Raw genomic sequence first — 24934 nt, 5'->3', positions numbered from 1 at the left:
CGCCGCGAGGCGCCGGTCCTCGGTAGTGGCCCCCGGAATCCCCGCAGACCGAGCGGGGCAGACGCCGGAGGCTTCGATCGAAGACCGGCCCGGCTACCAGGGCCAACCCGGCAGGCAAGCGCGGGGGCGCTCTCCCGGAGACGTACGAAAGAGGAGATCTTCCAGGTGGAAGAGAACGTGTTCTACGCCGAGGCCGTGATCGACAACGGTTCCTTCGGCACCCGTACCATCCGCTTCGAGACGGGCCGCCTGGCCCGCCAGGCCGCCGGCTCCGCGGTGGCCTACCTGGACGACGACACCATGGTGCTGTCGGCGACCAGCGCGTCCAAGCAGCCGAAGGAGCACTTCGACTTCTTCCCGCTGACCGTCGACGTCGAGGAGCGGATGTACGCCGCGGGCCGGATCCCCGGCTCGTTCTTCCGTCGTGAGGGCCGTCCCTCCGAGGACGCCATCCTGACCTGCCGCCTGATCGACCGCCCGCTGCGCCCGTCCTTCGTCAAGGGCCTGCGCAACGAGGTCCAGGTCGTCGTCACGGTCATGGCGCTCAACCCCGACCACCTGTACGACGTGGTCGCGATCAACGCCGCCTCCGCCTCCACCCAGCTGGCCGGCCTGCCGTTCTCCGGCCCGATCGGCGGCGTCCGCGTCGCGCTGATCAAGGGTCAGTGGGTGGCCTTCCCGACCCACTCCGAGCTTGAGGACGCGGTCTTCGACATGGTCGTGGCCGGCCGGGTGCTGCCGGACGGCGACGTGGCGATCATGATGGTCGAGGCCGAGGCCACCGACAAGACCATCAAGCTGGTCGCCGAGGGCGCCGAGGCCCCCTCCGAGGAGATCGTCGCCTCGGGCCTGGACGCCGCCAAGCCGTTCATCAAGGTGCTGTGCGCCGCGCAGTCCAAGCTGGCCGCCCAGGCCGCCAAGCCCACCGGCGACTTCCCGGTCTTCCTGGACTACCAGGACGACGTGCTGGCCGCGCTGACCTCCGCCGTCAAGGGCGAGCTGGCCAAGGCGCTGACCATCGCCGGCAAGCAGGAGCGCCAGAACGAGCTGGACCGGGTCAAGGCGGTCGCCGCCGAGAAGCTGCTCCCGGAGTTCGAGGGCCGCGAGAAGGAGATCAGCGCCGCCTACAACGCGCTGACCAAGAAGATCGTCCGCGAGCGGGTCATCACGGACAAGGTCCGGATCGACGGCCGCGGCGTCACCGACATCCGCACCCTGGCCGCCGAGGTCGAGGCGATCCCGCGGGTGCACGGCTCGGCCCTGTTCGAGCGTGGCGAGACCCAGATCCTGGGCGTCACCACCCTGAACATGCTCCGCATGGAGCAGCAGCTGGACACGCTCTCCCCGGAGACCCGGCGCCGCTACATGCACAACTACAACTTCCCGCCGTACTCGGTCGGTGAGACCGGCCGCGTCGGTTCGCCGAAGCGCCGCGAGATCGGCCACGGCGCGCTGGCCGAGCGTGCGCTGATCCCGGTGCTGCCGACCCGCGAGGAGTTCCCCTACGCGATCCGGCAGGTCTCCGAGGCGCTGGGCTCCAACGGCTCCACCTCGATGGGCTCGGTCTGCGCCTCGACCATGTCGCTGCTGAACGCCGGTGTGCCGCTGAAGGCCGCCGTCGCCGGCATCGCGATGGGCCTGATCTCCCAGCAGATCGACGGCGAGACGCACTACGTCGCGCTGACCGACATCCTCGGTGCCGAGGACGCGTACGGCGACATGGACTTCAAGGTCGCCGGTACCCGCACCTTCATCACCGCGCTGCAGCTGGACACCAAGCTCGACGGCATCCCGGCCTCGGTGCTGGCCGCCGCGCTGAAGCAGGCCAAGGACGCCCGCCTGCACGTCCTGGACGTGATGAACGAGGCGATCGACGCGCCCGACGAGATGTCGCCGAACGCGCCGCGGATCATCACCATCAAGATCCCGGTCGACAAGATCGGTGAGGTCATCGGCCCCAAGGGCAAGATGATCAACCAGATCCAGGAGGACACCGGCGCCGAGATCACCATCGAGGACGACGGCACCATCTACATCGGTGCCTCCGACGGCCCGGCCGCCGAGGCCGCTCGGACGACGATCAACCAGATCGCCAACCCGACCATGCCGGAGGTCGGCGAGCGCTACCTGGGCACCGTGGTGAAGACCACCACCTTCGGCGCCTTCATCTCGCTGATGCCGGGCAAGGACGGTCTGCTGCACATCTCGCAGATCCGCAAGCTGGCCGGTGGCAAGCGCGTGGAGAACGTCGAGGACGTGCTCGGCGTCGGCGCCAAGGTGCAGGTCGAGATCGCCGAGATCGACCCGCGCGGCAAGCTCTCGCTGATCCCGGTCATCGAGGGCGAAGAGGGCGCGACCGAGGACGCGGCCTCGGAGTGACGCTCCGTTAGCCCCACCGCGGCCCGTACGCCCGAGCGGCGTACGGGCCGCACCCTGTTCCTCCGTTGATCGAAAGAAGGAATGGCCCGTGGCCCAGGCCTCGGCTGCGCACCAGCGGCCCGGCAGCACCCGCACCCTGCTGAAGGGCGCGGACGGCGCCGGCACGGTCCGCCGCACCGTTCTCCCCGGCGGCCTGCGGGTCGTCACCGAGACCCTGCCGACGGTCCGTTCGGCGACCTTCGGCATCTGGGTCGGCGTCGGCTCCCGGGACGAGACCCCGCAGCTCAACGGTGCCACCCACTACCTGGAGCACCTGCTCTTCAAGGGCACCGCCCGGCGCTCCGCGCTGGAGATCTCGGCCGCCCTGGACGCGGTCGGCGGCGAGATGAACGCCTTCACCGCGAAGGAGAACACCTGCTACTACGCGCGGGTGCTCGACACCGACCTGCCGCTGGCCATCGAGGTGGTCAGCGACATGGTCACCGGCTCGCTGATCCGCTCCGAGGACGTGGAGGCCGAGCGCGGCGTCATCCTCGAAGAGATGGCGATGGCCGAGGACGACCCGGGCGACGTGGTGCACGACCTGTTCGCCAAGGTGATCTACGGCGGCGCGCCGCTCGGCCGGCCGATCCTCGGCACCCAGGAGACCGTCAAGGGACTGTCCCGGGACCAGATCGCCGGCTTCTACAAGCGCCGCTACCGCCCCGAGCACCTGGTGGTGGCCGCGGCCGGCAACCTCGACCACAAGGCCGTGGTGCGCCAGGTCGCGGAGGCCTTCGCGCCGGTGCTGGAACGCTCCACGGCGGTGCCGTCCGAGGCCCGGCGGGGCGAGCGCGCGGTGCGCACGGCCGGCCGGATGGAACTGCTCAACCGCCCCACCGAGCAGGCCCACCTGGTGCTCGGCGGCCCCGGCCTGCCCCGGCACGACGAGCGGCGCTGGGCGCTGGGGGTGCTCAACTCGGCGCTCGGCGGTGGCATGAGCTCGCGGCTCTTCCAGGAGGTCCGGGAGAAGCGCGGCCTGGCCTACTCGGTCTACTCGTACTCCTCCTCCTACTCCGACAGCGGCCTGTTCGGCATCTACGCCGGCTGCCAGCCCGGCCGGGTCGAGGAGGTGCTGCGGATCTGCCGCGAGGAGCTCGACCGGGTGGTCGCCGAGGGCATCACCGAGGAGGAGCTGGCCCGGGCGATCGGCCAGATCTCCGGCTCCACCGTGCTCGGCATGGAGGACACCGGCTCGCTGATGAACCGGATCGGCAAGGCCGAACTGTCCTACGGCCAGCACCTGTCGGTCGACGACATGCTGGGCCGGATCGCCGGCGTCACCCTGGACGACGTCCGCGCGGTGGCCCGTGATGTGCTGGGCGCGCGGCGGCCCTCGCTCGCGCTGATCGGCCCGATCAGCGCCAAGCGCGCCGCCGGGCTCGCGGACTACCTGAAGTGAGGACGAAGAGATGACCCTGCGCGTAGCCGTGATCGGTGCCAACGGCCGGATCGGCTCGGAGGCCGTCAAGGCCGTCGAGGCCGCTCCGGACCTGGAGCTGGTCGCCGCCCTCGGCCGGGACAGCGAGCTGGAGACCCTGGTCTCCAGCGGCGCCCAGGTGGCGGTCGAACTGACCCACCCGGACTCGGTGATGCGGAACCTGGAGTACTGCACCGCCAACGGCATCCACACCGTGGTCGGCACCACCGGCTGGACCCCGGAGCGGCTGGAGCTGCTGAACGGCTGGCTGGCCGCCGCGCCCGGCACCGCCAGCGGACCGGTCGGCTGCCTGATCGCGCCGAACTTCTCCATCGGCGCCGTGCTCACCATGCGCTTCGCCCAGCAGGCCGCCCGCTACTTCGAGTCCGTCGAGGTGGTCGAGCTGCACCACCGGGGCAAGGCCGACGCGCCCAGCGGCACCGCCGGCCGCACCGCCCAGCTGATCGCCGCCGCCCGGGAGGCGGCCGGCCTGCCCGTGCAGACCGACCCGACCACCCACGGCCTGCCCGGCGCCCGCGGCGCCGACGTGGACGGCGTGCCGGTGCACTCGGTCCGGCTGCGCGGCCTGCTGGCCCACCAGGAGGTGCTGTTCGGCGACACCGGCGAGACCCTGACGATCCGTCACGACTCGCTGCACCACAGCTGCTTCATGCCGGGCATCCTGCTCGGCGTGCGCCGGGTGGTGGAGGCGCCGGGGCTGACCTTCGGGCTCGAGAACTTCATGGACCTGTGATGACCTCGCGCACCGGATTCTTCCTGCTGGCCGCCGCCCTCGTGGTGGTGTCGCTGGTCTGCGTGCTGGAGGGGGTGCAGCTGATCGCCACCGGCAAGGTCGCCGGGATCGGGATCGGCGTCAGCGCCTTCGTCATCCCCGCGATCGGCATCTGGTTCCTGCGCCAGACCATCCGGTTCGGGCGGACCACCGAGGCGATGTCCAAGGAGCTGGAGGCCGAGGGCGGACTCCCGGTGGACGAGCTGCGCCGCACCTCCGGCGGCCGGGTCGACCGTGACTCGGCCGACGAGGTGTTCGGCAGGCGCAAGGCCGAGGCCGAGGCCACCCCGCAGGACTGGCGGGTCTGGTTCCGACTCGCCGTCGCCTACGCGGACGCCGGCGACACGCCGCGCGCCCGCAAGACCATGCACCACGCCATCAAGCTGCGCGGTTGATCCTGGTACCACTGGTGACTACCCGGATGGTCCCGGTGGGTCCCTAGGCTGCTGACCGCGAGATGGTTCTGAAAGAGGAGTAACGCGTGACCAACGCACAGGGGCCCGCCCCCACGTTCCGCAGCGACGTCACGGTGGAGCTGGTCCGCAGCGCCGCCACCGACACCGACGTGCTCTGGGCGGCCCGGGTGTCCACCGCCGGCGAGCAGTCGCTGGACGCCATCGGGCAGGACCCGGAGAAGTCCAAGGGCCTGATCAACTTCCTGATGCGGGACCGGCACGGCACCCCGTTCGAGCACAACTCGATGACCTTCTTCATCAGTGCGCCGATCTTCGTGTTCCGCGAGTTCCACCGGCACCGCACCGGCTGGTCCTACAACGAGGAGAGCGGCCGCTACCGCGAGCTGCAGCCGGTCTTCTACGTCCCGGCCGAGGAGCGCAAGCTGGTGCAGGTCGGCCGCCCGGGCAAGTACGAGTTCCTTGAGGGCACCCCGGAGCAGCACGAGGCCGCCACCGCCTCGATGGAGCGGGCCTACACCGCCGCCTACACCGAGTACCGGGAGATGCTGGACGCCGGCATCGCCCGCGAGGTGGCCCGGGCGGTCCTCCCGGTCGGCCTGTTCTCCTCGATGTACGCGACCTGCAACGCCCGTTCGCTGATGCACTTCCTCTCGCTGCGCACCAAGGACGAGCGGGGCAAGATGCCGACCTTCCCGCAGCGCGAGATCGAGATGGTCGCGGAGCAGATGGAACAGCTGTGGGCGGGTCTGATGCCGCTCACCCATGCGGCCTTCAGCGAGCACGGCCGGCTCGCACCCTGACCTGGGCCGATAGGCATATGGGCGCACTGGTCCGGCATGTCTGGATTGCGACGGAATGTAGCGCTCCCTAGGCTCGGGACACGGATTCCGGTGCTGCTTGAACCCCCGAGCAGGTAGCACCGGAATTCCATGCTTTGCCCGGATTCCTGCCGTTCGGTACCCCGGCACGGTGTCCGAACGGTGGACCGGACCCCCGGCCTCCTCATCCGCTACGAGTATTTTTGGACCATGGCTCCGACCTCCACTCAGCACGCACCCTTCGGCCGGGTCCTGACGGCGATGGTGACCCCGTTCACCGCCGACGGCGGACTCGACCTCGACGGCGCCCAGCGCCTCGCCTCCCACCTGGTCGACCTCGGCAACGACGGCCTGGTGCTGAACGGCACCACCGGCGAGTCGCCGACCACCAGCGACGCCGAGAAGGCGCAGCTGGTCCGCGCCGTGGTCGAGGCGGTCGGGGACCGCGCACACGTGGTGGCCGGAGTCGGCACCAACGACACCGCGCACAGCGTCGAGCTGGCCCGGCAGGCCGAGGCCGCCGGTGCCCACGGCCTGCTGGTGGTCACCCCCTACTACAGCAAGCCCCCGCAGGAGGGCCTGTACCGGCACACCGTCACGGTGGCCGACGCCAGCGCCCTGCCCGTGATGCTCTACGACATCCCCGGCCGCTCCGGGGTCGCGCTGAGCCACGAGACCCTGGTCCGGCTCGGCGAGCACCCGCGGATCGTCGCCAACAAGGACGCCAAGGGCGACCTGGGCGCGGCCTCCTGGGCGATCGCCCGGTCCGAGCTGGCCTGGTACTCGGGCGACGACATCCTCAACCTGCCGCTGCTCTCGGTCGGAGCCGTCGGTGTGGTCAGCGTGGTCGGCCACCTGGTCGCCGACCGGCTGCGCGAGCTGATCGAGGCCTTCGAGGCGGGCGGGACCAAGCGCGCCACCGAGATCCACCAGAGCCTGCTGCCGGTCTACACCGGTATGTTCCGCACCCAGGGCCTGATCCTCACCAAGGCGGCGCTGGAACTGGCCGGCCGCCCCGCCGGACCCGTCCGGCTGCCGCTGGTTGACGCCACGTCCGAGGAGATCGCCCGATTGAAGGAGGATCTCGCCGCCGGCGGGGTACACCTGTAGCAACAAGACGTGCGCGCCCCGGCTCGCCGGGCCCCACAGCCGCCGTGGGACCTGCCGCTGGACCGGAGACGAACGGCGCGAGGCACAACGACGAGCCGCTCGGTGACGAGCGGACCGACCTGACAGGTACGAGCGATGCCGCGCGCCATATGCCGACGGGGGAGGACCCCCCGCGGCATATGGCGCGCTGCGTGAACGGAGAATCTTTTGAGCCACCCCCACCCCGATCTCGGCGCGCCCCCCGCACTCGCGCCGAACGCGATCCGCATCACCCCGCTGGGCGGCCTCGGGGAGATCGGTCGCAACATGACGCTGCTGGAGTACGCGGGCCGACTGCTGATCATCGACTGCGGCGTGCTCTTCCCCGAGGACGAGCAGCCCGGCATCGACCTGATCCTGCCGGACTTCTCCTCGATCCGGGACCGCCTGGACAAGGTCGACGGGATCGTCCTGACGCACGGTCACGAGGACCACATCGGCGCCGTCCCCTTCCTCCTGCGGGAGAACCCGGACATCCCGCTGATCGGTTCGAAGCTGACCCTGGCGCTGATCGAGGCCAAGCTCGCCGAGCACCGGATCCGGCCCTACGTGCTGGAGGTGGCCGAGGGCGAGCGCGAGCAGATCGGCCCCTTCAACTGCGAGTTCATCGCGGTCAACCACTCCATCCCCGACGCCCTCGCGGTCGCCGTCCGCACCCCCGCGGGCATGGTGGTCGCCACCGGCGACTTCAAGATGGACCAGCTCCCGCTGGACGGCCGGCTCACCGACCTGCCCGCCTTCGCCAAGCTGGCCGAGGAGGGCATGGACCTGCTGCTGGTGGACTCCACCAACGCCGAGGTCCCCGGCTTCATCCCGCACGAGCGCGACATCTCCGCCGCGCTGCGCAACGTCTTCGCCAACGCGGACAAGCGCATCATCGTCGCCTCCTTCGCGAGCCACGTGCACCGGATCCAGCAGGTGCTGGACGCGGCGCACGAGTACAAGCGCAAGGTGGCCTTCGTCGGCCGCTCGATGGTCCGCAACATGGGCATCGCCCGTGACCTCGGCTACCTGAAGGTCCCCGGCAACCTGATCGTGGACGTGAAGCAGCTCGACGACCTGCCGGACAAGGAGGTCGTGCTGGTCTGCACCGGCTCGCAGGGCGAGCCGATGGCCGCGCTCTCCCGGATGGCCAACCGCGACCACCAGATCCGGATCGTCGAGGGCGACACGGTGATCCTGGCCTCCTCGCTGATCCCCGGCAACGAGACCGCGATCTACCGGGTGATCAACGGCCTGACCCGCTGGGGCGCCAACGTCGTGCACAAGGGCAATGCCAAGGTGCACGTCTCCGGCCACGCCTCCGCGGGCGAGCTGCTGTACTTCTTCAACATCTGCAAGCCGAAGAACCTGATGCCGGTGCACGGCGAGTGGCGCCACCTGCGGGCCTGCGCCGACCTCGGCATCAAGACCGGTGTCCCGAAGAACCGCACGGTCATCGCCGAGGACGGCGTGGTGGTCGACCTGCAGGACGGCGTCGCCAAGATCGTCGGCAAGGTGCAGGCCGGGTACGTGTACGTCGACGGTTCATCGGTCGGCGACATCACCGAGTCCTCGCTGAAGGACCGTCGGATCCTCGGCGAGGAGGGCTTCATCTCGGTCTTCGTCGTGGTGGACTCCAGCAGCGGCAAGATCGTCAGCGGCCCGACCATCCAGGCCCGCGGCTCCGGCATCGACGACGGCGCCTTCACGCCCGTCGTGCAGAAGCTGGAGGAGGCGCTGCGGAAGTCCGCCGACAACGGCGTGCTGGAGGTGCGCCAGGTGCAGCAGCTGGTCCGTCGCACCATCGGCAAGTGGGTCGCCGACAACTACCGTCGCCGGCCGATGATCCTGCCGGTCGTGGTCGAGGTCTGACCCCGGCGAGCCTGATTTGACGCGGGGCAGCCCGGTGCGTAATGTTCTCCGGGTTGCCCCGCTGGTCGCGCGGCTTCGCCCCTTAATTCGGACTTCGATTCGAATGGGGCGGGGAAAACGGACCGGAAAGCTCTGATAGAGTTCGGGAGCGCCGAAAGGCGGAAAGCAAATCGGTTGAAATCCGGAGCCGGAAACGGAACGGAAAACATCTGATAAGCTTGAAACACGAAAGAACGAAGCGCCCGGAGAGAACGCGAGAGCGGGATCGAAGGAAGCGTCCGTTCCTTGAGAACTCAACAGCGTGCCAAAAGTCAACGCCAGATATGTTGACATCCCCGGCCTCGGTCTTCTGATCGGGGTTGGAGATTCCTTTAGTAACAAAACACTAGCGAGGACGCAGTGCACGGGGCCGCCCTATTCCGGTGGTTGCTGTGCCGCTCTGCGCGAGTGGCTTACCGGATTACCGGTAGACATTCACGGAGAGTTTGATCCTGGCTCAGGACGAACGCTGGCGGCGTGCTTAACACATGCAAGTCGAACGGTGAAGCCCTTCGGGGTGGATCAGTGGCGAACGGGTGAGTAACACGTGGGCAATCTGCCCTGCACTCTGGGACAAGCCCTGGAAACGGGGTCTAATACCGGATATTACCTTCCTCTGCATGGGGGTTGGTGGAAAGCTCCGGCGGTGCAGGATGAGCCCGCGGCCTATCAGCTTGTTGGTGGGGTAATGGCCTACCAAGGCGACGACGGGTAGCCGGCCTGAGAGGGCGACCGGCCACACTGGGACTGAGACACGGCCCAGACTCCTACGGGAGGCAGCAGTGGGGAATATTGCACAATGGGCGCAAGCCTGATGCAGCGACGCCGCGTGAGGGATGACGGCCTTCGGGTTGTAAACCTCTTTCAGCAGGGAAGAAGCGCAAGTGACGGTACCTGCAGAAGAAGCACCGGCTAACTACGTGCCAGCAGCCGCGGTAATACGTAGGGTGCGAGCGTTGTCCGGAATTATTGGGCGTAAAGAGCTCGTAGGCGGCCTGTCGCGTCGGATGTGAAAGCCCGGGGCTTAACCCCGGGTCTGCATTCGATACGGGCAGGCTAGAGTGTGGTAGGGGAGATCGGAATTCCTGGTGTAGCGGTGAAATGCGCAGATATCAGGAGGAACACCGGTGGCGAAGGCGGATCTCTGGGCCATTACTGACGCTGAGGAGCGAAAGCGTGGGGAGCGAACAGGATTAGATACCCTGGTAGTCCACGCCGTAAACGTTGGGAACTAGGTGTTGGCGACATTCCACGTCGTCGGTGCCGCAGCTAACGCATTAAGTTCCCCGCCTGGGGAGTACGGCCGCAAGGCTAAAACTCAAAGGAATTGACGGGGGCCCGCACAAGCAGCGGAGCATGTGGCTTAATTCGACGCAACGCGAAGAACCTTACCAAGGCTTGACATATGCCGGAAACGTCTAGAGATAGGCGCCCCCTTGTGGTCGGTATACAGGTGGTGCATGGTTGTCGTCAGCTCGTGTCGTGAGATGTTGGGTTAAGTCCCGCAACGAGCGCAACCCTTGTTCTGTGTTGCCAGCGAGTAATGTCGGGGACTCACAGGAGACTGCCGGGGTCAACTCGGAGGAAGGTGGGGACGACGTCAAATCATCATGCCCCTTATGTCTTGGGCTGCACACGTGCTACAATGGCCGGTACAAAGGGCTGCGATACCGTGAGGTGGAGCGAATCCCAAAAAGCCGGTCTCAGTTCGGATTGGGGTCTGCAACTCGACCCCATGAAGTTGGAGTTGCTAGTAATCGCAGATCAGCATGCTGCGGTGAATACGTTCCCGGGCCTTGTACACACCGCCCGTCACGTCACGAAAGTCGGTAACACCCGAAGCCGGTGGCCTAACCCTTGGGAGGGAGCCGTCGAAGGTGGGACCAGCGATTGGGACGAAGTCGTAACAAGGTAGCCGTACCGGAAGGTGCGGCTGGATCACCTCCTTTCTAAGGAGCACATGGCCGGATGCGAGCGAATGTCTCGCACGGTTGCTCATGGGTGGAACGTTGACTATTCGGCACACTTGGTTGGTTGTTTCCTAGTACTGCTTCGGCGTGGAACGGGTTCAAGTGATCGGGTGTGTCGGGCACGTTGTTGGGTCCTGAGGGAACGGAAACGTTGTCTCAGTGCCGGTCCCATGTGAGGTGCCTTCGGGTGTCGAGTGTGGGTGTCTGGTCGTTGTTTGAGAACTGCACAGTGGACGCGAGCATCTGTGGCCAAGTTTTTAAGGGCGCACGGTGGATGCCTTGGCACCAGGAACCGATGAAGGACGTGGGAGGCCGCGATAGGCCCCGGGGAGCTGTCAACCGAGCTTTGATCCGGGGGTGTCCGAATGGGGAAACCCGGCAGTCGTCATGGGCTGTCACCCATACCTGAACACATAGGGTATGTGGAGGGAACGCGGGGAAGTGAAACATCTCAGTACCCGCAGGAAGAGAAAACAACCGTGATTCCGGGAGTAGTGGCGAGCGAAACCGGATGAGGCTAAACCGTAGTGGTGTGAGACCCGGCAGGGGTTGCCACTTCGGGGTCGTGGGAAAGTTCTTCAGTCGTCTGCCGGCGGCTGGGTGAGTCAGAAACCGTATGGGTAGTCGAAGGACATGCGAAAGGTCCGGCGTAGAGGGTAAGACCCCCGTAGGCGAAATCTGTACGGCTCACTTGAGCTTCTCCCAAGTAGCACGGAGCCCGAGAAATTCCGTGTGAATCTGGCGGGACCACCCGCTAAGCCTAAATATTCCCTGGTGACCGATAGCGGATAGTACCGTGAGGGAATGGTGAAAAGTACCGCGGGAGCGGAGTGAAATAGTACCTGAAACCGTGTGCCTACAAGCCGTGGGAGCGTCGTTCGTCAGCTTGCTGGCGGGCCGTGACTGCGTGCCTTTTGAAGAATGAGCCTGCGAGTTTGCGGTGTGTAGCGAGGTTAACCCGTGTGGGGTAGCCGTAGCGAAAGCGAGTCCGAATAGGGCGGTTGAGTTGCATGCCCAAGACCCGAAGCGGAGTGATCTAGCCATGGGCAGGTTGAAGCGCGGGTAAGACCGTGTGGAGGACCGAACCCACCAGGGTTGAAAACCTGGGGGATGACCTGTGGTTAGGGGTGAAAGGCCAATCAAACTCCGTGATAGCTGGTTCTCCCCGAAATGCATTTAGGTGCAGCGTCGCGTGTTTCTTGCCGGAGGTAGAGCACTGGATAGGCGATGGGCCTCACCGGGTTACTGACCTTAGCCAAACTCCGAATGCCGGTAAGTGAGAGCGCGGCAGTGAGACTGTGGGGGATAAGCTCCATGGTCGAGAGGGAAACAGCCCAGAACACCGACTAAGGTCCCTAAGCGTGTGCTAAGTGGGAAAGGATGTGGAGTCGCAGAGACAACCAGGAGGTTGGCTTAGAAGCAGCCACCCTTGAAAGAGTGCGTAATAGCTCACTGGTCAAGTGATTCCGCGCCGACAATGTAGCGGGGCTCAAGTACACCACCGAAGTCGTGTCATTGCAGCATGAGGGCCAACGCCCGCTGTGATGGGTAGGGGAGCGTCGTGTGCCGGGTGAAGCGGCCGAGGAATCGAGTCGTGGACGGTATACGAGTGAGAATGCAGGCATGAGTAGCGATACAAGAGTGGGAAACTCTTGCGCCGATTGACCAAGGGTTCCTGGGTCAAGCTGATCTGCCCAGGGTAAGTCGGGACCTAAGGCGAGGCCGACAGGCGTAGTCGATGGACAACGGGTTGATATTCCCGTACCCGCTTTGAAGCGCCAACGCTGAACCTCTGAATGCTAAAGCCGTGAAGCCGGCCTGGAGTCTTCGGACGAAGGGACGTGGTGGAGCCGCTGATCCAACAGGGTAGTAGGTGAGCGATGGGGTGACGCAGGAAGGTAGTCCAGCCCGGGCGGTGGTTGTCCCGGGGTAAGGGTGTAGGCCGAGTGGTAGGCAAATCCGCCACTCATTGAGGCTGAGACCTGATGCCGAGCCGATTGTGGTGAAGTGGATGATCCTATGCTGTCGAGAAAAGCCTCTAGCGAGTTTCATGGCGGCCCGTACCCCAAACCGACTCAGGTGGTCAGGTAGAGAATACCGAGGCGTTCGGGTGAACTATGGTTAAGGAACTCGGCAAAATGCCCCCGTAACTTCGGGAGAAGGGGGGCCGGAACTGGTGATGGCACTTGCTGCTTGAGCTGGGGCCGGCCGCAGAGACCAGCGAGAAGCGACTGTTTACTAAAAACACAGGTCCGTGCGAAGCCGTAAGGCGATGTATACGGACTGACGCCTGCCCGGTGCTGGAACGTTAAGGGGACCGGTTAGCTTGGATTCGTCCAGGCGAAGCTGAGAACTTAAGCGCCAGTAAACGGCGGTGGTAACTATAACCATCCTAAGGTAGCGAAATTCCTTGTCGGGTAAGTTCCGACCTGCACGAATGGCGTAACGACTTCTCGACTGTCTCAACCATAGGCCCGGTGAAATTGCATTACGAGTAAAGATGCTCGTTTCGCGCAGCAGGACGGAAAGACCCCGGGACCTTTACTATAGCTTGATATTGGTGTTCGGTTCGGCTTGTGTAGGATAGGTGGGAGACTTTGAAGCAGTGACGCCAGTCATTGTGGAGTCGCCGTTGAAATACCACTCTGGTCGTGCTGGATGTCTAACCTGGGTCCGTGATCCGGATCAGGGACAGTGTCTGGTGGGTAGTTTAACTGGGGCGGTTGCCTCCTAAAGAGTAACGGAGGCGCCCAAAGGTTCCCTCAGCCTGGTTGGCAATCAGGTGTTGAGTGTAAGTGCACAAGGGAGCTTGACTGTGAGACCGACGGGTCGAGCAGGTGCGAAAGCAGGGACTAGTGATCCGGCGGTGGCTTGTGGAAGCGCCGTCGCTCAACGGATAAAAGGTACCCCGGGGATAACAGGCTGATCTTCCCCAAGAGTCCATATCGACGGGATGGTTTGGCACCTCGATGTCGGCTCGTCGCATCCTGGGGCTGGAGTAGGTCCCAAGGGTTGGGCTGTTCGCCCATTAAAGCGGTACGCGAGCTGGGTTTAGAACGTCGTGAGACAGTTCGGTCCCTATCCGCTGTGCGCGTAGGAGTGTTGAGAAGGGCTGTCCCTAGTACGAGAGGACCGGGACGGACGAACCTCTGGTGTGCCAGTTGTCCTGCCAAGGGCATGGCTGGTTGGCTACGTTCGGGAGGGATAACCGCTGAAAGCATCTAAGCGGGAAGCCTGCTTCGAGATGAGCACTCCCACCTCCTTGAGAGGGTAAGGCTCCCAGTAGACGACTGGGTTGATAGGCCGGATGTGGAAGCCCTGTAAGGGGTGGAGCTGACCGGTACTAATAGGCCGAGGGCTTGTCCTCAGTTGCTCGCGTCCACTGTGTTGTTCTGAAACAACGACCCCCACCGTCAGGTCACGGGTGGGTGCGGTTGACAGTTTCATAGTGTTTCGGTGGTCATAGCGTGAGGGAAACGCCCGGTTACATTCCGAACCCGGAAGCTAAGCCTTACAGCGCCGATGGTACTGCAGGGGGGACCCTGTGGGAGAGTAGGACGCCGCCGAACAATCTTTCAGAAGAAGCCCCCATCGATTACTCGGTGGGGGCTTCTTCGCGTTTGCGGTCCGCGCTAATCTCTCAGCCAGCACGAACAGTTCGGTGGAGAGGCGCACGGCGTTGCAGAACCTGACCCTTTCGTGGCAGAGCGCCGGAGCCTCGGCGGTGGTGCTGTACGGCGCCGCCTACGCGGTGCACCGCGTCAGACCTGCCAGGCGCACGGCGGTGGCCCTGTTCCGCGAGGCCGGCACCCTGCTGGCGCTCTTCGCGCTCTGGCAGTTGGTCGGCCAGGTCTCGCTGATGTCCGACTCGCACGCGCTGGACCGGGCCGAGTGGATCCACCGCACCGAGCACTCGCTGGGCCTGCCCGACGAGGCGTCCTGGCAGCGCGCCGTGCTGCCGTACCCGGTGGTGGTCCGGCTGGCCAACTACTACTACGCGAGCATGCACTTCGGCGTGATGCTGGTGGTGCTGCTCTGGCTCTTCCTGCGCCACCGGGACCGCTACCCGTGGGTGCGGAACACGGTGGTGCTGACCACCGCGGCCTGCCTACTGATCCAGTTCATCCCGGTGGCGCCGCCGCGGATGCTGACCGACCAGGGCTTCGTCGACGTGGCCGCCCAGTACGGGCAGTCGGTCTACGGCGGCGGGATCGGCGGGATCCAGGCCGACGAACTGTCGGCGATGCCCTCGGTGCACGTCGCCTGGTGCCTGCTGGTGTCGGTCGCGGTGATCGCGGTGGCCGAGTCGCGGTGGCGGTGGCTGATCCTGCTGCACCCGGTGGTGACGATCACGGTCGTGGTGGTGACGGCGAACCACTTCTGGGCGGACGGCCTGGTGGCGTCCTGGCTGCTGCTGCTCGCCTACGCCCTGCAGTACGCGGGCGGGCGCTGGCGCCGTCGGCGGGCCGTCCGGGGTGACCGGCCGGTGGCCGCCGAGCTGATCCCCCGTTAGCGAACCGGCGGGGCCGGCGGCCCGAGCCCGCCGACCCCACCTGCCCCGGTCGCGCCGGGGGCTCACTTCACCGGCAGGGCGTCCCGTCCCCAGCCGCTGTTGGTCAGGGCGGCGGTGGCCCAGTACCAGCTGAGCAGCCCGGCGACGGCGGCCAGCCAGCCGGCCGTCTTCACCAGGCCGTGCGAGCCGTCGAAGGTGCCGACCATGTCCACCACCAGGGCGAGGGCCAGCAGACCGTAGACGCCCCGGCCGACCAGACCCGAGGACTGCCAGGAGGCCAGGGCCAGGCTGATCGCCAGCAGTGCCCAGAGCAGCAGGAAGAGCCCGGCCGCGTTCTTGCCGCCCAGGTGGCCCAGACCGGCGGCCCAGGTCGCCCAGAACGCGCCGAGGCCGGTGAAGGCGGTGCCGGTGAACCCGTCACCGGAGCGGAACTGCCACAGGCCGGCGACGAACAGCGCGATCCCGCCCACGATGTGGGCGAGTCCGGCGGCGTCGGCGACGCCGGTGCCGTGCAGCACACCGGTCTGCAGCAGGCCGAAGGCGAGGAGGGTCAGGCCGAGTGCGAGGTAGCCGAGGGGGCCCGCTTCGAGCGAAGCGGACCGGGCGTTGGCCCCGGAGGCGTCACTGCTCACCGGAGGCTCCTTTCATGGGTGCGCGAAGAGGATGCGCGAAGGGGGACGAGAGGGTGCGAGGGCGTGCGAGGGCGTGCCGATGTCGATCGCATGCGCACTCTTGCGGGCATGGCGATGCCGCGGAGGGAGAGGGTTGGGGGGAGTGGTTGCCGACTGCGACGGCCGAGCGCGCGCCCGTCGCGGTGTCCGGGCAGCTCAGCTGCGGGGACCGTGCTGCCGGGGAGGAATCCCGGTCAGCAGGTCTCTACCCACGGTGACGGCGCTTGTACCCTTGTGAATCGTAGAATTTGTCTGTTCGTCAGCTGACCGAGTCCCGAGCGTGACCCGCCCCGATCGGCCCGATCAGCCCTGACGCTGCGTCGGCACCCGCAGGGCGATGATCGCCATGTCGTCCGAGGGCGGCTCCGGGGCGAACCGCTCCACCGCCCGCTGCACCCGGGCGGCCACCGCGCCGGCGGTCAGCCCGGTACAGCCGGTCAGCACCTCGGCCAGCCCCTCCTCGCCGAGCATCCGCATCCCCTCGCGCCGCTCGGTCACCCCGTCGGTCACGCAGAGCAGCACCTCGCCCGGCTCCAGCACCACCTGCTCGGCCGTCAGCTCCAGCGGGTCCATCACGCCGAGCAGCGGCTGCGAACTGGCCGCCGCCGAGACCTGGCCGTCCGGCCGCAGCCGCAACGGCAGCGGGTGCCCGGCGCAGACCAGGTTGAGCTCCGCCCCGCCGTCCGGACGCGGCGTCAGCTCGCCGTAGAGCAGGGTGAGGAAGCGGCCCCGGTCGCCCTCGTCGAGGATCGCCCGGTTCAGCCGGCTCAGCACCTGCGGCGCGTCCAGCCCCTCCCGGGCCAGCAGCCGCAGCGAGTTGCGGGCCAGCCCGGTCACCGAGGCGGCCTGCGGTCCGGTGCCGCAGACGTCGCCGATCGCGAAGCCGTAGGTGCCCTCGCGGATCGCGAACAGGTCGTAGAAGTCGCCGCCGACCTCGTTGCCCTCGCCGGCCGCCTGGTAGAAGACCTCGACCTCGACACCGGGGATCTTCGGCAGCTCCGGCGGCAGCAGGCTGCGCTGCAGTGCCCGGCTGGTGGCGCTGCGCTCGGAGTACAGGCGGGAGTTGTCCATCGCCAGCGCCGCCCGTCGGGAGAGGTCCTCGGCGAGCTCCAGGATCTCCTGACGGAACGCCACCCCCGCTCTGGTGCCCAGCACCAGCAGCCCGATCACCCGGTTGCGGGCGATCAGCGGCAGCACCACGGTCTCGCCGACCAGCCCGTCGGGCTCGGCCGGGGTGAGCGCCTCGGCCGGCCCGGTCCAGAAGGCGGTGCCGTCCGCGGTGACCCGGGCGGCGGCCGGGGTGCGCCGGAGCAGCTCGCGCAGCGGGTCGATCCGCTCCTCGTCCTCGTGCAGCACGTAGGCCAGTTCGGCGAACTTGCTGCGCTCCTCCTGGGTGTAGACCGCGCACCAGGAGGCCAGCGTGGGCACCGCCATCTGCGCCATCAGGGCCAGCGTCTGCTGGTGCTCCAGGGTGCCGGCCAGCAGGTCGGATGCCTCGACCAGGAAGGAGAGCGCGCCCCGGCGCAGCCGCTCGCGCTCGGCCAGCCGGGCGTTCTCCACGGTGAGCGCGATCCGGTCGGCGGCGAACTGCAGCCGCAGCGCCTGGTCGTTGTCGTACTGCCCGGCCCGGTCGGCGGCCACCGCGAGCGAGCCGATCAGCCGGCCCTCGACCTTGAGCGGCACGGTGACCAGCGAGCGCAGCCCGCTGCCGGCCAGCAGCGGCACGCTGTGCGGACGCACCGTCAGGTCGTCGTGCACGGCGGGCAGCCGGGCGGAGTCGTAGCGGGAGCGGCCCGAGTCGATCGGGATCCGCACGTTCTTGGTCCGGCCGGCCGAGAGCCCGGTGGCGGCCCGCACCTCGAACTCGGTCTCGTCCTCGGTGGCCAGCAGCAGGTAGGAGGCGTCCCCGTCGAGCAGGTCGCGGGCCCGTTCGACGGTCTGCTGGAGCAGGCCGGACAGGTCGTCGGCGCGCACGCCCTCGGGCAGCAGGTCGAGCGGCTCCAGCCCGCCGCCGGCCGGCCCGGCGGGCAGTGCCCGGTCGGGGCCGCGCAGCACCGCGCGGTCCCGCTCCCGCACGATCAGGCAGAGCGTCGCGGGCGCCCCGGTCGGATCCAGCACCCGGACCTGGCAGCCGTACACCTCGATGGTCCGCCGGTCGGCCCGGCGGATCCCGAAGACGCCCTCCCAGCGGGCCAGTTGCAGCACCGCGTCGAGCGGCCCGACCGGACCCTGCGGCCACACCACCAGCTCGGCCCAGTCGAGGCCGAGCACCTCGGCGGCCGGGCGGCGGAACAACTGCTCGGCGTCGGCGTTCCAGGCGGTCACGGTGCCATCGGCGTCCAGCTGGGCGACCGCGACCAGCACCGGGCCCTCGGTGCTGGGCAGCACGTCGCCGGGCGCCTGCGGCAGTGCCAGCCGGGTGCCGGGCAGCGCCCGCTGCAGCGGGAGCCGGAACCAGACCGTCTTCTGCCCGGAGGTGTACTCCACGCCCCAACGGCTGGACAGCGCCGAGCACATCAGCAGCCCGCGGCCGCCCTCGCCCTCGGCGTCGGCGAAGTGTTCGGAGCTCGCGCTGCCGGCTTCCGGGGCGCCGGCGAACGCCGGCAGTCCGCGCTCGGGGTGCCGGTCGGTGACGCCGATCTGGACCGAGTCGTCCTCGCGCAGGCAGCTCACCTCGGCGGAGGTGCCCGCGTGCACCACGGCGTTGGTGACCAGTTCGCTCACCAGCACCACCGCGTCGTCCACCACCTCGGGCAGGCCCCAGCCCAGCAGGGCGTCCCGGACGAACCCGCGCGCGGCCGAAGCCGACCGGCCGTCCGGCTCGAAGGTGGCGGCTGCGCGCGCGGTGACCACGGGCTGCTTCTCCTCTGCTTCGGGTACGGCTGCTCGACGCCCGGTGCGCCAGGGCGAACCGGTGGGGCCCGGGTGGATCGGCCTGAGGGCGGGGTGCGGCGCTCCACCCTACGTGCCGGACGCCAACCCTACTTTCAACCGGGCTTCCCGTGGCCGAGGGGAGCCGAAACGGGCCCCCGAGGGTGATTCTGCCCACCACGGGCTCGTCACAATGGTGTGAGGAACCCCAAGCGGGTCAACAACGTCGGCCGGTGCTGTCAGACTGGGGGATCCGCCGGCTCGGCTGCTGGGCGCCGGTGCGGTGGGCAACAGCCAGTCGCGACGTGGGAGGGTCCAGTTGAGTTCGGCCACCAAGGACGCTGCGGGGCAGACCGCCGGCGGACAGAAGAGCGCGCCGACTCCTCGCGGCGCGCGCGCGGCCACCGCGCCCCGGGGCGGGGCCGGCCGGCGGCCGGCCCACAGCCGCGGCGCCGAGCCCGCCGAACTGCGCAAGCTGCTCGGCGCGCTGACCGCGATGCGGGACGGCAACTTCCGCCGCCGGCTCACCGTGCCGGGCGACGGCCTGATGGCCGAGATCGCGGCGGTCTTCAACGAGGTGGCCGAGCGCAACCAGCACCTGACCGGCGAGCTGTCCCGGGTGCGGCGCGCGGTCGGCCGGGAGGGCCGGCTGACCGCCCGGCTGGAGAGCGGGGCCGGCGAGGGCGCCTGGGCCTCCGCGGTGGACAACTGCAACGCGCTGATCGACGACCTGGCCTGGCCGATGGCCGAGGTGGGCCGGGTGCTCTCGTCGATCGCCGAGGGCGACCTGGACCAGCGGATGGAGCTGCGCTCCACCCAGCCGGACGGCGGCAGCCAGCCGCTGCGCGGTGAGTTCCTCAAGGTCGGGCGGACCGTGAACGCGCTGGTGGACCAGCTCTCCGAGTTCACCGACGAGGTGACCCGGGTGGCCCGCGAGGTCGGCACCGACGGCAAGCTCGGCGGCCAGGCCCGGGTCCGTTCGATGTCCGGCAGCTGGAAGGACCTGGCCGACTCGGTCAACACCATGGCGGGCCGGCTGACCGCCCAGGTGCGCAACATCGCCGAGGTGACCACCGCGGTCGCCAAGGGCGACCTGTCCCGCAAGGTCACCGTGGACGTGGCCGGCGAGATGCTGGAGCTGAAGAACACCGTCAACACGATGGTGGACCAGCTGAACTCCTTCGCCGCGCAGGTGACCCGGGTGGCGCGGGACGTGGGTACCGAGGGCCGGCTCGGTGGTCAGGCGCAGGTGCCGGGGGTCGCGGGTGTGTGGCGCGACCTCACCGACTCGGTGAACTTCATGGCGAACAACCTGACCGACCAGGTGCGCAACATCGCGCAGGTGACCACGGCGGTGGCCCGCGGCGACCTGTCGCAGAAGATCGAGGTGGACGCCCGGGGCGAGATCCTCGAACTGAAGAGCACCATCAACACCATGGTCGACCAGCTCTCGGCCTTCGCCGCGCAGGTGACCCGGGTGGCGCGGGACGTGGGTACCGAGGGCCGGCTCGGTGGTCAGGCGCAGGTGCCGGGGGTCGCGGGTGTGTGGCGCGACCTCACCGACTCGGTGAACTTCATGGCGAACAACCTGACCGACCAGGTGCGCAACATCGCGCAGGTGACCACGGCGGTGGCCCGCGGCGACCTGTCGCAGAAGATCCAGGTGGACGCCCGGGGCGAGATCCTCGAACTGAAGAACACCATCAACACCATGGTCGACCAGCTCAGCGCCTTCGCCGACGAGGTGACCAGGGTGGCCAGGGACGTCGGCACCGAGGGCATCCTCGGCGGCCAGGCGACCGTGCCGGGGGTCTCCGGCACCTGGAAGGACCTGACCAACAGCGTCAACTTCATGGCGTCCAACCTGACCATCCAGGTGCGCAACATCGCCGAGGTGACCACCGCGGTGGCCCGCGGCGACGTCTCCAAGAAGATCACCGTCGACGCCCGCGGCGAGATCCTGGAGCTGGTCACCACCGTGAACACCATGGTGGACCAGCTCAGCGCGTTCGCCGACGAGGTGACCCGGGTGGCCCGCGAGGTGGGCACCGAGGGGATCCTGGGCGGGCAGGCCCGGGTGCGCGGGGTCTCCGGCATCTGGAAGGACCTGACCGACAACGTCAACTTCATGGCCTCGAACCTGACCAGTCAGGTGCGCAACATCGCCGAGGTCGCCACCGCGGTGGCCCGCGGCGACCTCTCGAAGAAGATCACCATCGAGGCGCAGGGCGAGGTCGCGGCACTGGCCGGCACCCTCAACACCATGGTCGACCAGCTGAGCGCCTTCGCCGTGCAGGTGACCAGGGTGGCCCGCGAGGTGGGCACCGACGGCATCCTGGGCGGCCAGGCCGACGTGCCGGGCGTGGCCGGCATCTGGAAGGACCTGACCGACAACGTCAACCAGATGGCCAACAACCTCACCGGTCAGGTCCGCAACATCGCCCTGGTGATCACCGCGGTGGCCCGCGGCGACCTCTCGCAGAAGATCGACGTGGACGCCCGCGGCGAGATCCTGGAGCTCAAGACCAGCACCAACGCGATGGTGGACCAGCTCAGTTCGTTCGGTGACGAGGTCACCCGGGTGGCCCGCGAGGTGGGCACCGACGGCATCCTGGGCGGCCAGGCCCGGGTGCCCGGGGTGGACGGCACCTGGCGCGACCTGACCGAGTCGGTGAACGAGCTGGCCAACAACCTGACCCGCCAGGTCCGCGCGATCGCCCAGGCGGCGACCGCGGTGACCCGTGGCGACCTGTCCCTGCGGGTCGACGTCGACGCCTCCGGCGAGATCGACGAGCTCAAGGACAACATCAACCAGATGATCGCCAACCTGCGCGAGACCACCCGCACCAACCAGGAGCAGGACTGGCACAAGACCAACATCGCCCGGTTCTCCGGCCTGCTGCAGGGCCGGCGCGACCTGGAGGCGGTGGCCTCGCTGATCATGAGCGAGCTGACCCCGGCGGTCTCCGCCCAGCACGGCGCGTTCTTCCTGGCCCAGCCGGCCGGCCGGTCCTCCGAGACGGTCACCGAGGACGACGACGAGACGGACACCGTGCTCCGGCTGATCGGCTCCTACGGCTACCAGCGCCGCTCGATGCCGACCACGTTCCGTCCCGGCGAGTCGCTGGTCGGCCAGGCCGCGATCGAGAAGCGCCCGATCAGCCTGACCGAGGCGCCCCCCGGCTACCTGCGGATCTCCTCCGCGCTGGGCGAGTCGCAGCCGGCCCACGTGATCGTGCTGCCGGTGCTGTTCGAGGGCCGGCTGCTCGGGGTGATCGAACTGGCCACCTTCAGCTCCTTCACCAGCGTGATGATGGACTTCCTCACCCAGGTCGCCGACCTGATCGGGGTGACCGTCAACACCATCAGCGTGAACACCAAGACCGAGGGGCTGCTGCTGGAGTCGCAGCGGCTGACCGCCGAGCTGTCGATGCGCTCGGCCGAGCTGGAGGCCCGCCAGGAGGAGCTGGAGCGGACCAACGAGGAGCTGCAGGAGAAGGCCGAGCAACTGGCCCAGCAGAACCGCGACATCGAGATCAAGAACAGCGAGATCGAGGAGGCCCGCAAGGTGCTGGAGGAGCGGGCCGAGCAGCTCGCCCTGGCCTCCCGCTACAAGAGCGAGTTCCTCGCCAACATGTCGCACGAGCTGCGCACCCCGCTCAACTCGCTGCTGATCCTGGCCAAGCTGCTCTCCGACAACAACGAGGGCAACCTCTCGCTCAAGCAGGTCGAGTTCGCCGACACCATCCACGGCGCCGGCTCCGACCTGCTCCAGCTGATCAACGACATCCTCGACCTGTCCAAGGTGGAGGCCGGGAAGATGGACGTCCGCCCGTCCCGGATCGCGCTGGTGCAGCTCACCGACTACGTGGAGGCGGCGTTCCGCCCGCTCACCGCGGAGAAGGGGCTGGAGTTCACCGTCGCCGTCTCGCCGGACCTGCCGGCCATCCTGCACACCGACGAGCAGCGGCTCCAGCAGGTGCTGCGCAACCTGCTCTCCAACGCGGTGAAGTTCACCGAGTCCGGCACCGTCCGGCTGGAGATCGGCCCGGCCGGTCCGGTGGTGCCGCAGCACGTGCGCGAGCAGCTGCTGGAGTCCGGCCGGATCGACGACCCGGACGCGCCGCTGATCGCCTTCTCGGTGACCGACACCGGCATCGGCATCCCGGAGAACAAGCTGCGGGAGATCTTCGAGGCGTTCAAGCAGGCCGACGGCACCACCAGCCGCAAGTACGGCGGCACCGGCCTCGGGCTGTCGATCAGCCGGGAGATCGCCCGGCTGCTCGGCGGCGAGATCCACGCCGAGAGCGAGCTCGGCCAGGGCAGCGCCTTCACCCTCTACCTGCCGCTGCGCAGCGAGGGCCCCGGCATCTCGCTGGAGCGCGGGGCGGCCGGGCCGGGCCAGCTGCGCGCCGCGGTCGGCCTCACGCCGACCGGCCACCCGGTGCCGGTGGGGGAGAACCCCGCCGACCAGTGGGCCCAGGAGGTCCGCGAGCTGGCGCTGGAGCGCCGCCGGGACGCGGCCGAGCGGCGCCGCGCGGCCGAGCACTTCGGCGAACTGGACGCGGGCCCCGGCTCCGCGGCCCGGGCCGAGCTGCCGCGCGCGGAGGACGGGCCGGCGCAGCGGGCCGGCACCGGCCCGCGGTTCGAGGGCCGGTTCGACGGCGAGGAGGTGCTGATCGTCGACGACGACGTGCGCAACGTCTTCGCGCTCACCAGCGTGCTGGAGCAGTACGGCCTCACCGTGCTCTACGCGGAGAACGGGCGGGAGGGCATCGAGGTGCTGGAGCAGCACGAGAACGTCTCACTGGTGCTGATGGACATCATGATGCCGGAGATGGACGGCTACGCGACCACCGAGGCGATCCGGCTGATGCCGCAGTTCTCCGGGCTGCCGATCATCGCGCTGACCGCCAAGGCGATGAAGGGCGACCGGGAGAAGAGCATCGAGGCGGGCGCCTCCGACCACGTGACCAAGCCGGTGGACACCGACCACCTGCTGACCGTGATGCGGCAGTGGTTGGGGGCGCGCGGCCGGTGATCGGACATCCGCGTTTACTGGCGAGCCGGACCGGGAACCCGCTAGGGTCACTCATCGTTGCGAACAGTAACCGGATGGCGACGGCCCGCGCGGTGGCGCCGCTGCTGCCGGGGCGACAGGTGCCCCGTGGGGCCTGTGACGACCATCCGATAGGGCTGGGCGAGGGGGTGCGGCTAGCATGACCGGGACAGTGGCGAGCGGGACGCGGGTGCCGGCGCGCGGAACGCAAGCGGGACATCCGGCAGGAGGGCGGGTCGTGGTGCAGAAGGCGAAGATCCTCCTGGTCGACGACCGGCCGGAGAACCTGCTCGCGCTGGAGGCGATCCTCTCCGCCCTGGACCAGACCCTGGTCCGCGCCGCCTCCGGCGAGGAGGCGCTCAAGGCGCTGCTCACCGACGACTTCGCGGTGATCCTGCTGGACGTGCAGATGCCCGGCATGGACGGCTTCGAGACGGCCGCCCACATCAAGCGCCGGGAGCGCACCCGGGACATCCCGATCATCTTCCTGACGGCGATCAACCACGGCCCGCACCACACCTTCCGCGGCTACGCCGCCGGCGCCGTGGACTACATCTCCAAGCCGTTCGACCCCTGGGTGCTGCGCGCCAAGGTCTCCGTTTTCGTCGACCTCTACATGAAGAACTGCCAGCTCAAGGAGCAGGCGGCGCTGCTGCGCCTGCAGTTGGAGGACGGCGCGGGCCAGGACGGTGCCCGGGAGTCCGCCGAGCCGCTGCTGGCCGAGCTGAGCGCCCGGCTGGCCTCGGTGGAGGAGCAGGCCGAGGCACTGACCAAGCAGTTGGACGACTCGCCCGAGACCGGGGCCGCCGCCACCGCCGCCCACCTGGAGCGCAAGCTGGCCGCGCTGCGGGCCGCCCTGGAGGCGCTGCGGCCGGGTGCCGCCGACTCCTGAGGGCACGGGGCTGCTGAGGGCACCGGGCGCCTGAGGCTCCGTCAACCGGCG

12 protein-coding genes and 3 rRNA genes are annotated in these 24934 nt (G+C 68.3%); 13 read left to right on the top strand and 2 right to left on the bottom strand.

All coding sequences use genetic code 11. The features are described from left to right. The first annotated feature begins 165 nt into the window (after window positions 1-165). The 11 genes from FHX73_RS07220 (at window position 166) to FHX73_RS07170 (ending at window position 15390) form a co-directional block, all read left to right on the top strand. Window positions 166-2379 carry a polyribonucleotide nucleotidyltransferase gene (locus tag FHX73_RS07220; RefSeq protein ID WP_145904191.1) on the top strand — a complete coding sequence of 738 codons (2214 nt, stop codon included), beginning with the start codon at window positions 166-168 and terminating at the stop codon, window positions 2377-2379. A gap of 88 nt (window positions 2380-2467) precedes the next feature. After that, complete coding sequence (locus tag FHX73_RS07215; protein ID WP_145904190.1) at window positions 2468-3820, top strand: M16 family metallopeptidase; 1353 nt, start codon at window positions 2468-2470, stop codon at window positions 3818-3820. Window positions 3821-3830: 10 nt separating this feature from the next. Then, window positions 3831-4592: a 4-hydroxy-tetrahydrodipicolinate reductase gene (gene dapB, locus FHX73_RS07210; RefSeq protein WP_145904189.1), complete on the top strand. Its 762-nt coding sequence runs from the start codon at window positions 3831-3833 to the stop codon at window positions 4590-4592. After that, window positions 4592-5026: a tetratricopeptide repeat protein gene (locus FHX73_RS07205; RefSeq protein WP_145904188.1), complete on the top strand. Its 435-nt coding sequence runs from the start codon at window positions 4592-4594 to the stop codon at window positions 5024-5026. The genes dapB and FHX73_RS07205 overlap by 1 nt, the downstream gene beginning before the upstream one ends. Window positions 5027-5112: 86 nt before the next feature. After that, the gene (gene thyX, locus FHX73_RS07200; protein ID WP_145904187.1) at window positions 5113-5847 is read left to right on the top strand and encodes an FAD-dependent thymidylate synthase; all 735 of its coding nucleotides are present in this window, start codon (window positions 5113-5115) and stop codon (window positions 5845-5847) included. 228 nt (window positions 5848-6075) lie between these two features. Further along, the gene (gene dapA, locus FHX73_RS07195) at window positions 6076-6975 is read left to right on the top strand and encodes a 4-hydroxy-tetrahydrodipicolinate synthase (RefSeq protein ID WP_145904186.1); all 900 of its coding nucleotides are present in this window, start codon (window positions 6076-6078) and stop codon (window positions 6973-6975) included. Between the two features lie 207 nt (window positions 6976-7182). Continuing rightward, window positions 7183-8868, top strand: coding sequence for a ribonuclease J (locus FHX73_RS07190; protein WP_145904185.1), 1686 nt, complete (start codon window positions 7183-7185; stop codon window positions 8866-8868). Window positions 8869-9341: 473 nt separating this feature from the next. Beyond that, a 16S ribosomal RNA gene (locus tag FHX73_RS07185) occupies window positions 9342-10856 on the top strand. A gap of 268 nt (window positions 10857-11124) precedes the next feature. Beyond that, a 23S ribosomal RNA gene (locus FHX73_RS07180) occupies window positions 11125-14244 on the top strand. A gap of 85 nt (window positions 14245-14329) precedes the next feature. Continuing rightward, window positions 14330-14446 (top strand): 5S ribosomal RNA (rrf, locus tag FHX73_RS07175). Together the 16S, 23S and 5S rRNA genes form the textbook arrangement of a ribosomal RNA operon. Window positions 14447-14538: 92 nt before the next feature. Then, window positions 14539-15390 carry a phosphatase PAP2 family protein gene (locus tag FHX73_RS07170; protein ID WP_246213404.1) on the top strand — a complete coding sequence of 284 codons (852 nt, stop codon included), beginning with the start codon at window positions 14539-14541 and terminating at the stop codon, window positions 15388-15390. A 62-nt stretch (window positions 15391-15452) separates the two neighbouring features. Here the strand turns inward: FHX73_RS07170 and FHX73_RS07165 are convergent, their stop codons facing one another. Beyond that, entirely contained in the window at window positions 15453-16022 is a 570-nt protein-coding gene (locus FHX73_RS07165; protein ID WP_145904184.1) for an acetate uptake transporter, read from the bottom strand. A 342-nt stretch (window positions 16023-16364) separates the two neighbouring features. Continuing rightward, window positions 16365-18914 (bottom strand): SpoIIE family protein phosphatase, encoded by a 2550-nt coding sequence (locus FHX73_RS07160; protein ID WP_145904183.1) that lies wholly within the window; start codon window positions 18912-18914, stop codon window positions 16365-16367. A 514-nt stretch (window positions 18915-19428) separates the two neighbouring features. Between FHX73_RS07160 and FHX73_RS07155 the strand changes: the two genes are divergently transcribed. Next, window positions 19429-23973, top strand: a complete 4545-nt coding sequence (locus FHX73_RS07155) for a HAMP domain-containing protein (RefSeq protein ID WP_145908132.1) — start codon at window positions 19429-19431, stop codon at window positions 23971-23973. 256 nt (window positions 23974-24229) lie between these two features. Beyond that, window positions 24230-24883, top strand: a complete 654-nt coding sequence (locus tag FHX73_RS07150; protein ID WP_145904182.1) for a response regulator — start codon at window positions 24230-24232, stop codon at window positions 24881-24883. The last annotated feature ends 51 nt before the right edge of the window (window positions 24884-24934 follow it).

Source organism: Kitasatospora viridis, assembly GCF_007829815.1.
GTDB classification, from domain to species: Bacteria; Actinomycetota; Actinomycetes; order Streptomycetales; family Streptomycetaceae; genus Kitasatospora; species Kitasatospora viridis.
Note: the sequence above shows the minus strand (reverse complement) of the source record. Positions and strands in the feature narration are given on the sequence as shown.

Bases quoted from the DNA above. Each gene is read 5' to 3' on its own strand.
- dapB (WP_145904189.1), top strand. From the start codon at position 3,831: ATGACCCTGCGCGTAGCCGTGATCGGTGCCAACGGCCGGATCGGCTCG.
- FHX73_RS07205 (WP_145904188.1), top strand. From the start codon at position 4,592: ATGACCTCGCGCACCGGATTCTTCCTGCTGGCCGCCGCCCTCGTGGTG.
- dapA (WP_145904186.1), top strand. From the start codon at position 6,076: ATGGCTCCGACCTCCACTCAGCACGCACCCTTCGGCCGGGTCCTGACG.
- FHX73_RS07155 (WP_145908132.1), top strand. From the start codon at position 19,429: ATGCGGGACGGCAACTTCCGCCGCCGGCTCACCGTGCCGGGCGACGGC.